The following is a 13,011-nucleotide window of genomic DNA, read 5'->3' on the forward strand; positions in this document are numbered from 1 at the left end:
CGCTTCGTCGCGCTGGAAGCTCAGGGGGATTCTCGGGGTACGGGACACCGGGCGGGGGTGCGGAACGGGCAGGGGCCCGGGGGATGCGCCTGGGCGCATCCGTCCGAGCCCCTTCCGTGAGATGTGGCAGACCACCGCGCCGCCCGGTGACCGGACGGCGCGGTGACGGTGGATCAGCCCTGCGGGGCGGTCGGGACCTTGGTGGCGCCCGAGGTGATCTGCTGGGTGGCAGCGTCGATCTTCGCCTTGATGTCGTCGATGAACCCGCCGGTGGTGGCCAGCGAGACGCCGCCCTGCTTCAGGTCGAAGTTCTGGACGCCGGTCAGCACGCTGCCGTTCTTCGCGGACTGGACGTAGCTGAACACGGCGGTGTCCACGTTCTTCACCATCGAGGTGAGGATGTGGTCCTTGTACTTCTCCAGGGCCGGCTGCTTGGCCTGGTCGGAGTCGACGCCGATGGCCCACTTGCCGGCGGTGGCGACGGCCTCGATGGAGCCGGTGCCGGAGGAGCCAGCGGCGGCGTAGATGACGTCCGCGCCCTTGTCGAGCTGGCCCTGCGCGGCCTGCTTGCCCTTGCCCGGGTCGGCGAAGCCGGTGAAGTCCGGCGGGGTGGTGAGGTAGGTGACCTGGACGTCGATGTCGGACTTCACCGACTTGGCGCCAGCGGTGTAACCGGCCTCGAACTTCTTGATCAGCTCGGACTGCACGCCGCCGATGAAGCCGATGTGGTTGGTCTTGGTCTTGCTGGCCGCGGCCACGCCGGCCAGGTAGGAGCCCTGCTCCTCGGCGAAGACCAGCGAGGTGACGTTCGCGGGCTGGTCGGGCGAGGCGGAGTCGATGATCGCGAACTTGACGTTCGGGTTCTCCTTGGCGACCTTGGTCACCGCGTCCTGGTAGACGAAGCCGACCGCGATGATCGGGTTGTAGCCACCGGTCACCAGGCTCTTGAGACGCTGCTCCTTGTCACCCTCGGACTCGCCCGACTTGGCCTCGGCCTCGAAGATGGTGGCGCCCAGGTCGGTCTTGGCCTTGTCCAGGCCGCGCGCGGCGGAGTCGTTGAAGGACTGGTCGCCGCGGCCGCCGATGTCGTAGGCCATGCCGACCTTGAGACCGGAGCCGCCCGCACCGGCGGTGGCGGAGGCGGAGTTGTTGTCGGTGCTCTTTGCGCCGCAGGCGGCGAGCGAGGCGATGCCCAGGGAACCCGAGAGCACGACCGCGGCGAGCTTGAGTGAACGGCGCAAGGGAGTTTCTCCTTCTCACACACCCGTTTGGCGTGGTCGAGCGCCACCGTAACGCGCGTAGAACACGGTTGTGTTACGGCCTGCGGAGCCATTCGGGTTGTTATCAAAACGTGGTCGCCCGTCCCGGCAAATGCGGACATAGCACCACAGGTGCCCAACCCTGCTGTCATTACCGACTGGTATCGGGCCACCACGGTACGCCTCCGCTCCCGGCCCGAGAAGCAGCCGCGCCGAACCCGCCCGGCCCGACGGTCGCCTGCTCGCGACCGCCGGGCCGGCGGAGCCGGCGCCGATCCGACAATCCGGTGGACCGTCAGATCCGGGCGTGCTCCAGTGCCAGCGCGGCGAACAGCTCCACGCCGACCGCGATGGCCCGCTCGTCCGCGTCGAAGTCGCCCTGGTGGAGGTCCCGGACGCCCTTCTCGTGCGGGCCGCGGACCCCGAGGCGGGCGAGCGCGCCCGGTGCGTGCTCCAGGTACCAGGAGAAGTCCTCGCCGCCGAGGCTCTGCTCGGTCGGCTCGACCACCGGGCCGCGGCCCTCGGCGAACCGGGCGGTCATCGCCGCCTCCAGCTGCTCGATCGAGCCTGCCTCGTTGACCACCGGCGGCACGCCGCGGTGGTAGTCGAGGGTCCACTTGGCGCGGTGGGTCTCGGCCAGGTGCGCGAGCAGCTCCTCCAGCACCTCCGGCGCGTCCCGCCAGCCGGCCAGCTCCAGGCAGCGGACGGTGCCCTCCAGCTCGGCGTGCTGCGGGATCACGTTCGGCGCGGAGCCGCCCGCGATCCGGCCCCAGACCAGCGAGACGCCCCAGCGCGGGTCCATCCGCCGGGACAGCGAGGCGGGCAGCTCGGCGGCCAGCTTGGCGACCGCGGTGATCAGGTCGGTGGTCAGGTGCGGACGGGCGGTGTGCCCGCCCGGGCCGTCCAGCGCGATCCGCACCTTGTCGCAGGCCGAGGTGATCGCCCCGGTCTTCAGCCCGATCCGGCCGACCTGCACCTTCGGGTCGCAGTGCACCGCGAAGATCCGCCCGACCCCCTCCATCCCGCCGGCCGCGATCACGTCGAGCGCGCCGCCGGGCATCATCTCCTCGGCCGGCTGGAAGATCAGCCGCACCGGCCGGGTCAGCTCCCCCGCCGCCAGCGCCTGGGCGAGCACCAGCCCGGTGCCCAGCACCACCGCGGTGTGCACGTCGTGGCCGCAGGCGTGCGCCCGGCCCGGCAGGGTGGAGCGGTACGGCACGTCCTTCTTGGCGTCGTCGATCGGCAGCGCGTCGATGTCCGCGCGGAACGCCAGCAGCGGGGTGCCGGGCGCGGTGCCCGGCGGGACGAGGTCCACGATCAGGCCGGTGCCGCCCGGCAGCACCCGGGGCTCCAGCCCGGCGGCGACCAGCCGCTCGCGCAGCAGCCGGGTGGTCCGGAACTCCTGGCGGCCGAGCTCCGGGTGCCGGTGCAGGTCACGGCGCAGCTCGATCAGCTCGGCCTGGTAGGCGGCCACCCGGGCACGCAGGTCGGCGGCGGGGCGAGCGGCGGTGACGGTGGCGGCGGCTGCCGGCTGAGGATCGTTCACCTTGACAAGACTAGGCCGGTGGTGGGCTTTTGGCCCGGCTTCCGGAGAACTGCTCACCGGATGGACGCATAGGGGCCGCGGGGTTGGGTATGACACTTCGATTCAGCCGCCCTTCCGATCGGTCACCTGCCGTGTGCAACGACCTGCACCGGCAGCCGGACACGGCAGCTCCTCCGCCCGGGGTCCGCGCAGCGTAGGGACCAAACGTTTCCTCCCGATCGAGTCATGGTGGAGCAAAACTTCCGGATGCGCTCTTGAGCAGCGCACATCCGTGCGAATAGACAGCTACCGCACAGTCAACTCCGGTGCCGCAGTGGGGGGTCACACCGCCTGCGGCGCGCCTCGTCGCGCCCTCACGAGGGGCTGCTGACGCTCCATCGAACCGAGAAGGGGGGACCGACGTGCCGATTTCCCGCAACCAGCTCGCCAAGAGCATCGCTCCGGCCACCGTCGCCGCCGCACTGATCCTCACCACCCTGGGCGCGGCCGTTCCGGCCTCCGCCGCCGCGCCCACCGGCGAGGGCGCTCGCGCGCTGCCCGGCACCCACCCCGCCTGGGCCACCCCGCAGGCCGACGCCGGCGCCGTCGACCCGGCCACGCCGGCGACCGCCCGGATCTACCTGGCCGGCCGCGACGCCAGCGGCCTCGCGGCCCTCGCCAAGGCCGTCTCCGACCCGAACTCCGCCGCCTACGGGCAGTTCCTGAGCTCCGCCCAGGTGCAGGAGCGGTTCGGCGCCACCCCGGCGCAGGTCGCCGCCGTCACCTCCTGGGTGACCGGCGCGGGCCTCACCGTCGCCGGCGGCAACAGCCACTACCTGCAGGTGTCCGGTTCCACCGCCGCGATGGCCAAGGCCTTCGGCACCGACTTCCGCAGCTACCGCACCGCGGACGGCACCCACCGCGCCCCCGCCAGGGACGCCCAGCTGCCCGCCGCGGTCTCCGGCGCCGTCCTCGCCGTCTCCGGCCTGGCCGACGCCATCCACACCAACGCCTCCACCGCCACCTCGGTCCGCGAGGCCGAGCAGCGCGCGGCCGCCGCCCGCTCCGCCGCCCCCGACAAGAAGGCCCCGGCCACCCTGCCGGACGTGCCGACCTGCTCCGAGGACGGCTACGGCTCGAAGACCGCCAAGGGCGCCCCGGACGGCTACGAGAAGAACGAGCCCTTCGCCCCCTGCTCGTACGTCCCCACCCAGCTGCGCAAGGCCTACGGCGTCACCGACGCCAAGGTCAGCGGCAAGGGCGCCCGGGTCGCGATCATCGACGCCTACGGCCTGTCCACCATGGAGCAGGACGCGAACCACTACTCGGCGCTGCACGGCGACCAGCCGTTCAAGTCCGGCCAGTACTCCGAGTACGTCACCCCGGACAAGTGGACCCACCAGGACGAGTGCGGCGGCGCCGACGGCTGGGCCGGCGAGGAGGCGCTGGACGTCGAGATGGTGCACGGCCTCGCGCCCGACGCGCAGGTGGTCTACGTCGGCGGCAACTCCTGCTACGACGAGGACCTGTACGACGCGATGGCCAAGGTCGTCGACGAGCACCTGGCCGACGTGGTCTCCAACTCCTGGGGCGAGATCATGCACGGCACCGGCGGGGACATCGACCCGGCCGTGGTCGCCGCCGACAACCAGATATTCCAGCTCGGCGCCCTCACCGGCATCGGCTTCACGTTCTCCTCCGGCGACTGCGGCGACAGCTCGCCCGGCGCGGCCGCCACCGGCGTCAACTGCCAGGCCGACACCAACCAGGCGCAGGCCGACTGGCCGTCCGCCTCCCCGTGGGTCACCTCGGTCGGCGGCACCGCGCTGCAGCTCGACAACAAGGCCGGCAAGTACGCCGGCGAGGTCTCCATGGGCGACAAGCGCTCGGTGCTGTCCGCCGACCAGAAGTCCTGGACCCCGTTCCCCGGCAACTTCTACTTCGGCGGCGGCGGCGGTGTCTCCAAGGACTTCGCCCAGCCCTGGTACCAGCAGGGCGTCGTCCCGGACGGCGTCGCGAAGACCGCGGCCGACGGCACCCACTCCGCCACCCCGCTGCGCGCCACCCCCGACATCGCGATGAGCGGTGACCTGGTCGCCGCCACCCAGGTCGGCTACACCGCCGACGGCGTCTACAGCGAGGGCGGCTACGGCGGCACCTCGGTGTCCGCCCCGGAGACCGCCGCGATGTTCGCCAACGCGATCCAGTCCCGCGGCGGCCGGGCGCTCGGCTTCGCCAACCCGGCCCTCTACGACCGGGCCGGCAGCAAGGCGTTCAACGACGTCAACGACGCCGCCAACCACACCAAGCGCGGCAACGTCGTCGACCTGGGCGTCGTGGGCGGTGTCCTGAAGGTCCGGCTCTACCAGATCGGCGCCGACTACGGCCTGTCGGCGGCGAAGGGCTACGACACGGCCACCGGCCTGGGCTCCCCGGGCAAGGACTTCTTCAAGTCCTTCGCCGTCAAGAAGTAGCGCGGAACGGTCGAGGGGGTGCCGGGGATCCTTCCCCGGCACCCCCTCGGTGCGTGCGCGCGACGGCTCAGAAGCGGTCGACCGGCGTGTAGGTGCCCCAGATGCCGCGGAGCGCGTCGCAGACCTCGCCGACGGTGGCGCGGGCGGCGAGGGCGTCCTTCATGGGGTAGAGGACGTTGTCGGTGCCCTCGGCGGCCTTGCGGAGGTGGGTCAGGGCGCGGTCGACGGCGGAGGAGTCGCGGTCGGCGCGCAGCCGGGCCAGGCGCTCGGCCTGCTGGGCCTCGATCGCCGGGTCGACCCGGAGCGGCTCGTAGGGCTCCTCCTCGGCGAGCTGGAAGCGGTTGACGCCGACCACGGTCCGCGCGCCGGAGTCCTGCTCCTGCTGGATGCGGTACGCGGTGCGCTCGATCTCGCCCTTCTGGTAGCCCTGCTCGATGGCCGCGACGGCGCCGCCCATCTCCTCGACCTTGGCCATCAGCTCCAGCGCGGCGGCCTCCATCTCGTCGGTCATCGCCTCGACCACGTAGGAGCCGGCGAACGGGTCGACGGTGGCGGTGACGTCGGTCTCGAAGGCGAGCACCTGCTGGGTGCGCAGCGCGAGCCGGGCGGACTTCTCGGTGGGGAGCGCGATCGCCTCGTCGAAGGAGTTGGTGTGCAGCGACTGCGTGCCGCCCAGCACCGCGGCGAGCGCCTGCACCGAGACCCGGACCAGGTTGACCTCGGGCTGCTGGGCGGTCAGCTGGACGCCCGCGGTCTGGGTGTGGAAGCGCAGCATCTGCGACTTGGGGTTCTTCGCGCCGAACTCCTCCTTCATGACGCGGGCCCAGATCCGGCGCGCGGCACGGAACTTGGCGACCTCTTCGAGCAGCGTGGTGCGGGAGACGAAGAAGAAGGAGAGCCGCGGCGCGAAGTCGTCGACGTCCATGCCGGCGGCGACGGCGGTGCGCACGTACTCGATGCCGTTGGCGAGGGTGAAGGCGATCTCCTGCGCGGGGTTCGCCCCGGCCTCGGCCATGTGGTAGCCGGAGATGGAGATGGTGTTCCACTTGGGGATCTCGGCCCGGCAGTACTGGAACACGTCGGCGATCAGCCGCAGCGAGGGCTTGGGCGGGAAGATGTAGGTCCCGCGGGCGATGTACTCCTTGAGCACGTCGTTCTGGATGGTTCCGGTCAGCCGGCTGCTCGGCACGCCCTGGGCCTCGCCGACCAACTGGTAGAGCAGCAGCAGCAGCGAGCCGGGCGCGTTGATGGTCATCGAGGTGGAGACCTCGCCGAGCGGGATGCCGCCGAACAGCACGCTCATGTCCTCGACGCTGTCGATCGCCACGCCGACCTTGCCGACCTCGCCGGAGGAGATCGCGGCGTCCGAGTCGTAACCCATCTGGGTGGGCAGGTCGAAGGCGACGGACAGGCCCATGGTGCCGTTGGCGATCAGCTGCTTGTAGCGGGCGTTGGACTCGGCGGCGGTGCCGAAGCCCGCGTACTGGCGCATCGTCCACGGCTTGCCGGTGTACATGGTCGGGTACACGCCGCGGGTGAACGGGTACTGCCCGGGGGTGCCGAGCCGGTTCGCGGCGTCGAAGCCGGCCAGGGTCTCGGGGCCGTACACCGGCTCGATCGGCAGGCCCGACTCGGTGCGGCGGGGCTCGGCTGCCATGGGTGTCCTCCGCGGGGGGTTGTGAGGGGTTAGCGCTGATTAACGGGTCAGCTGGATACGCAATGTAGTCGTGCCGCGTCGGGACCAGACAGATGCCACGGCTGGGAGCTTGCTCACAACACGCACGACCCGCCCCTTGGGATGATCGGTCCACCGACCGGACACACGAGGAGTGCACGACATGACCGAGCAGAAGGTGGCCGTGGTCACCGGCGCCAGCAGCGGCATCGGGGCGGCCACCGCCCGACGACTGGCCGCGGACGGCTTCGAGGTGGTGCTGACCGCGCGCCGCACCGAGCGGATCGAGGAGCTGGCCAAGGAGATCGGCGGCCGGGCCCACACCCTGGACGTCACCGACCGGGCCGCGGTGGACGCCTTCGCCGCCGAGGTCGGCCGGGTCGACGTGCTGGTGAACAACGCGGGCGGCGCGCTCGGCGCGGAGAGCGTCGAGAACGGCGACCCCGCGGACTGGCGCACCATGTACGAGGTCAACGTGATCGGCGTGCTGCACCTGACCCAGGCGCTGCTGCCGGCGCTGCGCGCCACCGGCGACGGCACCGTGCTGATCATGTCCTCCACCGCGGCGCTGGCCGCGTACGAGGGCGGCGGCGGCTACGTGGCCGCCAAGCACGCCGTCCACTCGGTGGCCCAGACCCTGCGCCTCGAACTGGTGGGCGAGCCGATCCGGGTGATCGAGATCGCGCCCGGCATGGTCAGGTCGGAGGGCTTCGCGCTCACCCGGTTCCGCGGCGACCAGGACAAGGCGGACGCGGTCTACGCCGGCGTCGCCGAGCCGCTGACCTCGGAGGACATCGCCGACACGGTGTCCTGGGCGGTCACCCGGCCCGCCCACGTCAACATCGACCTGCTGGTGGTCCGGCCGCGCGCCCAGGCCGCCAACCACAAGGTGCATCGGGTCAGTTGATCGCCTCCGCGTGAACGAGAAGGGCGGCGGGTCACAACTTGATAGCTCGATCGAGTGAAATCGGCCCGCCGCCTCCCCAACTGATGAGCCCTCAACTACCGTGGAGGCGCTGCCCCGCCGAGCTGTGTCAGCCCCGAGCGACGGCATTGCCGCACCCTCCGCACACCCACTTCCCCTCCGTCTCTGCAGCCTCCCCCCTTCCTGCCCTCACGAGGAGGATCCGCTGGCCAGCGACATCCCGCCGCAGCGTCTCGACGCGCGGACGGAACCGTCCCTGCTGGGGCTTCACCGGTTCAACGAAGCCGACTCCGGCGCGGTCGAGGAAGCACTGCTCGCCTGTTGCGGCAGCCACCGCTGGGCCCTCCGCCTCACCGCCCACCGCCCGTACCCCGACATAGAGTCACTGCTCGCCGCCGCCAGCGAGGCCAGCTACGACCTGCGCCCCGCGGACCTCGCCGAGGCCCTGGCCGACGAGAGCTGGATGCCCCAGCCGCTGCTCGGCATGCGCGCGCCCGGCAGCCAGGCCGCCCACACCGCGCTCCGGGCGGCGCACGCGGCCTACGAGGCCCGCTTCGGGCACGTCTTCGTGGTCTGCCTGGAGGGCGTCGACCCGGAGGAGATGCTGGACGCCGTCCTCACCTCGATCCGGACCAGGCTGGCCAACGACCGGGACGAGGAACGCCTCATCTCCGCCGAGGAGTTGCGGCGGATCGCGCTCGGCCGCCTGGAGCACCTGGTGGCGGTCAAGAACTAGGTCGAGGACTAGTGGGCGGGTCCCGGTCGGGACCCGCCCAGCTTCTCGAGCTGGGCCCGCACCACCTCCCGGTCGGGCTCCGGGGCGGGGCGCCCCTCGGCGTCCAGGGTGGTGAACACGGTCAGCACGTCACCGGTCCGGGTGACCAGGGCCCGCTGGGCGAAGGTGGCGCCGCCGGTTTCATTCGTGAGGGTGAACGCCGTGGCGGCGTCCGCTCCTCCGGGGGTGGGCGTGTCGAGCCGGGTGAGCAGGTGCCGTCCGGCCGCGGAGCCGAACGCCCGGCAGCGGTCCAGCACTTGGTCGAGTCCGGCGTGGACCGCGGCGGCCCGCCCGGGCCGGAAGGCCAGGATCGCGGTGTACACCGAGGCGGGGCTGTCGCCCTCCCGCGCGATGTCCAGGTCGGCCTCGGCGAGCGGCCCGGCGGCGCCCTTGGACGGGGTCAGCGCGTCCAGGACCGGCTGACAGGCGGGCACGTCGGCGGTCTCCGGCGGGCTGGAGATGTCGCTCTGGCCGGGCTGCATCACGGTGACGTGCCAGCCGGCGGCGAGGTCGGCGTCGGTGACGGCGAGCGCGCGCACCGCGGCGGCGTCGTACCCGGCGGCGGGGGTCCCCGCCCGGTCGGCGGACGGGGCGGGCGGGGCGGCGGCGCAGCCGGCGGTCAGGGCCAGCGCGGCGAGGACGGGCAGGGGTCGCACGTCGGGTCTCTCTTCGGTCTGCGGCAGGGGACCGCACCGTAGCGCAACGAAACGGTCACGGAGCGTCATAGTTCCCGTCCCGATTAGGCCGTGCGTGCCTGATTGATCACACCAGGGGCCCCCGTCGGCTGTTGGCGACGGTGCGTCGATAGGATGCTCGCGGCCGGTGGACCGTATCCGGCCGGGCTGACCGACACCGAAGCCGGCCGAGCCCCCGAACCGCTTCCGGAGGGTTTTCCGTGCCGGCTGGAACGCTGTACCGCGGCCGGGAAGGCATGTGGAGCTGGGTGGCTCACCGAGTCACCGGCGTCCTGATCTTCTTCTTCCTGTTCGCACATGTTCTCGACACCGCCCTGGTGCGGGTGTCGCCCGAGGCGTACGACTCGGTGATCGCCACGTACAAGTTCTGGCTCGTGAACCTGATGGAGTACGGCCTGGTGGCCGCCATCCTGTTCCACGCGCTGAACGGCCTGCGGGTCGTCGCGGTGGACTTCTGGGCCAAGGGCCCGAAGTACCAGAAGCAGATGCTCTGGACCGTCGTCGGCATCTGGGTCGTCCTGATGGGCGGCGCGTTCGGCCCCGTCCTGCAGCACACCCTTCGCACCTGGTTCGGGGGCTGATCCGTATGTCCACTGAGACCAACGACCTGGTGGTGCCCTCGCTGCAGGCCCACACCGGTAAGGGCCTCGGCACCGGCAACCCGGCGGACGCCTTCGTGGTGGAGCCGGCCCGGTCGCGCAGCAAGCGGACGCCGCGCCGCACCCGGACCAACTTCGAGATGCTCGCCTGGCTGTTCATGCGCCTGTCGGGTGTCGTCCTGGTGGTGCTGGTCCTCGGCCACCTGCTGATCAACCTGATGCTGGACGGCGGCGTCTCCCGGATCAGCTTCGCCTTCGTGGCGGGCCGCTGGGCCTCGCCGTTCTGGCAGGGCTGGGACCTGCTGATGCTGTGGCTGGCCATGCTGCACGGCTCCAACGGCATGCGCACCGTCATCAACGACTACGCGGAGAAGGACGCCACTCGTCTGTGGCTGAAGGGTCTCTTGGGCGTCGCGACCGTGTTCACGGTCCTGCTCGGCACCCTGGTGATCTTCACCTTCGACCCGAACATCTGACGAGCCACCAGAGGCGACTGACCCCCATGCAGATTCACCAGTACGACACTGTCATCGTCGGCGCCGGCGGCGCGGGCATGCGTGCGGCCATCGAGTCGACGCAGCGCAGCCGCACCGCGGTCCTGACCAAGCTCTACCCGACCCGGTCCCACACCGGCGCGGCGCAGGGCGGCATGTGTGCCGCGCTCGCCAACGTCGAGGAGGACAACTGGGAGTGGCACACCTTCGACACGGTCAAGGGCGGTGACTACCTGGTCGACCAGGACGCCGCCGAGATCATGTGCAAGGAGGCCATCGACGCGGTCCTCGACCTGGAGAAGATGGGTCTCCCCTTCTCCCGCACCGACCAGGGCCGGATCGACCAGCGCCGCTTCGGCGGCCACTCCCGCAACCACGGCGAGGCCCCGGTCCGCCGGTCCTGCTACGCCGCGGACCGCACCGGCCACATGATCCTGCAGACGCTGTTCCAGAACTGCGTCAAGCACGGCGTCGAGTTCTTCAACGAGTTCTACGTCCTCGACCTGCTGATCAACGAGGGCCGCACGGCCGGCGTGGTCGCGTACGAGCTCGCCACCGGCGAGATCCACGTCTTCCAGGCCAAGGCCGTGGTGTTCGCCTCCGGCGGCACCGGCAAGATGTTCAAGGTCACCTCGAACGCCCACACCCTGACCGGTGACGGCCAGGCCGTGGCGCTGCGCCGGGGCCTGCCGCTGGAGGACATGGAGTTCTTCCAGTTCCACCCGACGGGCATCTGGCGGATGGGCATCCTGCTCACCGAGGGCGCCCGCGGCGAGGGCGGCATCCTGCGCAACAAGGACGGCGAGCGCTTCATGGAGCGCTACGCCCCCGTCATGAAGGACCTGGCGTCCCGTGACGTGTGCTCCCGCGCGATCTACTCGGAGATCCGGGCCGGCCGCGGCTGCGGCCCCGACGGCGACCACGTCTACCTGGACCTGACGCACCTCCCGCCGGAGCAGCTGGACGCCAAGCTGCCGGACATCACCGAGTTCGCGCGCACCTACCTCGGCATCGAGCCCTACACGGACCCGATCCCGATCCAGCCCACCGCGCACTACGCGATGGGCGGCATCCCGACCAACGTCGAGGGTGAGGTCCTGAGCAACAACACCGACGTCGTCCCCGGCCTGTACGCCGCGGGCGAGGTCGCGTGCGTGTCGGTGCACGGCGCCAACCGGCTGGGCACCAACTCGCTGCTGGACATCAACGTGTTCGGCCGCCGCGCGGGCATCGCCGCCGCCGCCTACGCCGACAAGCACGACTTCGTCGAGCTGCCGGAGAACCCGGGCGCGCTGGTCGAGGCGCTGGTCGAGGGCCTGCGGGAGTCCACCGGCACCGAGTCCGTCGCCAAGATCCGCCAGGAGCTGCAGGAGTCGATGGACGCCAACGCGTCCGTCTACCGCACCGGCAAGACCCTGCAGCAGGCGGTCGAGGACGTGGCGGCGCTCAAGGAGCGCTTCAAGAACGTCTCGATCCAGGACAAGGGCTCGCGCTACAACACGGACCTGCTGGAGGCCATCGAGCTGGGCAACCTGCTCGACCTGGCCGAGGTGCTGGTCGTGTCGGCGCTGGCCCGCGAGGAGTCCCGCGGCGGTCACTACCGCGAGGACTTCCCGACCCGCGACGACGTGAAGTTCATGCAGCACACCATGGCGTACCGCGAGGTGGGCGAGGACGGTTCCACCTCCATCCGCCTCGACTACAAGCCGGTCGTGCAGACCCGCTACCAGCCGATGGAGCGTAAGTACTGATGTCCACTCCGACCGTCGAGACGCACTCGGCCGCGCTTGACGCGGCCGAGTCGGGCAGCGTCCAGCTGATCAACGTCACCTTCCGGATCCGCCGGTTCAACCCGGAGGAGCACCCGGACCCGGTGTGGGTGGACTACCAGCTCCTGATGGACCCGAAGGAGCGCGTCCTGGACGCGCTCAACAAGATCAAGTGGGAGCAGGACGGCACGCTCACGTACCGCCGCTCCTGCGCGCACGGCATCTGCGGTTCGGACGCCATGCGGATCAACGGCCGCAACCGGCTGGCGTGCAAGACCCTGATCAAGGACGTCAACCCGGAGAAGCCGATCACGATCGAGGCCATCAAGGGCCTCGCGGTCCTCAAGGACCTGATCGTGGACATGGACCCGTTCTTCCAGGCGTACAAGGACGTCATGCCGTTCCTGATCACCGACGGGAACGAGCCGACCCGCGAGCGCCTGCAGTCGCAGAGCGACCGCGAGCGCTTCGACGACACCACCAAGTGCATCCTGTGCGCCGCGTGCACCTCCTCGTGCCCGGTGTTCTGGAACGACGGCCAGTACTTCGGCCCGGCGGCGATCGTCAACGCGCACCGCTTCATCTTCGACTCCCGCGACGAGGGCGCCGAGCAGCGCCTGGAGATCCTCAACGACCGTGAGGGCGTGTGGCGTTGCCGCACCACCTTCAACTGCTCGGAGGCCTGCCCGCGCGGCATTGAGGTCACCAAGGCGATCCAGGAGGTGAAGCGCGCGCTCGTCACGCGTCGCTTCTAGTCCCGCCTGGTCGAAGGGCCCGTCCGGAGTTCGCTCCGGGCGGGCCCTTCGGCGTCCGGTCGGGCG

Annotated in this window: 11 protein-coding genes; 7 read left to right on the plus strand and 4 right to left on the minus strand. The window is 71.0% G+C overall.

What is annotated here, in order from left to right; all coding sequences use genetic code 11:
* Positions 1–173: 173 nt before the first annotated feature.
* Positions 174–1,241, minus strand: coding sequence for a BMP family protein (locus BX266_RS13705; RefSeq protein ID WP_099899757.1), 1,068 nt, complete (start codon positions 1,239–1,241; stop codon positions 174–176).
* A 313-nt stretch (positions 1,242–1,554) separates the two neighbouring features.
* Positions 1,555–2,745: an amidohydrolase gene (locus tag BX266_RS13710; RefSeq protein WP_099907828.1), complete on the minus strand. Its 1,191-nt coding sequence runs from the start codon at positions 2,743–2,745 to the stop codon at positions 1,555–1,557.
* Between the two features lie 461 nt (positions 2,746–3,206).
* On the opposite strand from BX266_RS13710, the gene BX266_RS40840 reads away from it, so the two are divergent.
* Positions 3,207–5,258, plus strand: coding sequence for a protease pro-enzyme activation domain-containing protein (locus BX266_RS40840; protein ID WP_310794780.1), 2,052 nt, complete (start codon positions 3,207–3,209; stop codon positions 5,256–5,258).
* A 67-nt stretch (positions 5,259–5,325) separates the two neighbouring features.
* Here BX266_RS40840 and BX266_RS13720 read toward each other — a convergent pair whose 3' ends face one another.
* Positions 5,326–6,915: a methylmalonyl-CoA mutase gene (locus BX266_RS13720; RefSeq protein WP_099899759.1), complete on the minus strand. Its 1,590-nt coding sequence runs from the start codon at positions 6,913–6,915 to the stop codon at positions 5,326–5,328.
* Between the two features lie 181 nt (positions 6,916–7,096).
* On the opposite strand from BX266_RS13720, the gene BX266_RS13725 reads away from it, so the two are divergent.
* Together BX266_RS13725 and BX266_RS13730 are read left to right on the plus strand one after the other, a co-directional pair.
* On the plus strand, positions 7,097–7,840 hold the full coding sequence (locus BX266_RS13725; protein ID WP_099899761.1) for an SDR family oxidoreductase: 744 nt from the start codon (positions 7,097–7,099) through the stop codon (positions 7,838–7,840).
* Positions 7,841–7,964: 124 nt separating this feature from the next.
* Complete coding sequence (locus BX266_RS13730; RefSeq protein ID WP_399169592.1) at positions 7,965–8,594, plus strand: 2-oxo-4-hydroxy-4-carboxy-5-ureidoimidazoline decarboxylase; 630 nt, start codon at positions 7,965–7,967, stop codon at positions 8,592–8,594.
* 8 nt (positions 8,595–8,602) lie between these two features.
* Here the strand turns inward: BX266_RS13730 and BX266_RS13735 are convergent, their stop codons facing one another.
* On the minus strand, positions 8,603–9,289 hold the full coding sequence (locus tag BX266_RS13735; RefSeq protein ID WP_099899763.1) for a hypothetical protein: 687 nt from the start codon (positions 9,287–9,289) through the stop codon (positions 8,603–8,605).
* A 239-nt stretch (positions 9,290–9,528) separates the two neighbouring features.
* Here BX266_RS13735 and sdhC point away from each other — a divergent pair, with 239 nt between their 5' ends.
* From sdhC to BX266_RS13755, 4 genes are read left to right on the plus strand one after another with little or no spacing between them, the layout of a single operon-like run.
* Entirely contained in the window at positions 9,529–9,909 is a 381-nt protein-coding gene (gene sdhC, locus BX266_RS13740; RefSeq protein WP_099899765.1) for a succinate dehydrogenase, cytochrome b556 subunit, read from the plus strand.
* Positions 9,910–9,914: 5 nt separating this feature from the next.
* Entirely contained in the window at positions 9,915–10,403 is a 489-nt protein-coding gene (locus BX266_RS13745) for a succinate dehydrogenase hydrophobic membrane anchor subunit (RefSeq protein ID WP_099899767.1), read from the plus strand.
* 26 nt (positions 10,404–10,429) lie between these two features.
* Positions 10,430–12,172, plus strand: a complete 1,743-nt coding sequence (sdhA, locus tag BX266_RS13750; RefSeq protein WP_099899769.1) for a succinate dehydrogenase flavoprotein subunit — start codon at positions 10,430–10,432, stop codon at positions 12,170–12,172.
* Positions 12,172–12,945: a succinate dehydrogenase iron-sulfur subunit gene (locus BX266_RS13755; protein ID WP_099899771.1), complete on the plus strand. Its 774-nt coding sequence runs from the start codon at positions 12,172–12,174 to the stop codon at positions 12,943–12,945. Before sdhA ends, BX266_RS13755 begins: the two co-directional genes overlap by 1 nt.
* The last annotated feature ends 66 nt before the right edge of the window (positions 12,946–13,011 follow it).

It is taken from the genome of Streptomyces sp. TLI_171 (genome assembly GCF_003610255.1).
Taxonomy (GTDB): Bacteria; Actinomycetota; Actinomycetes; order Streptomycetales; family Streptomycetaceae; genus Kitasatospora.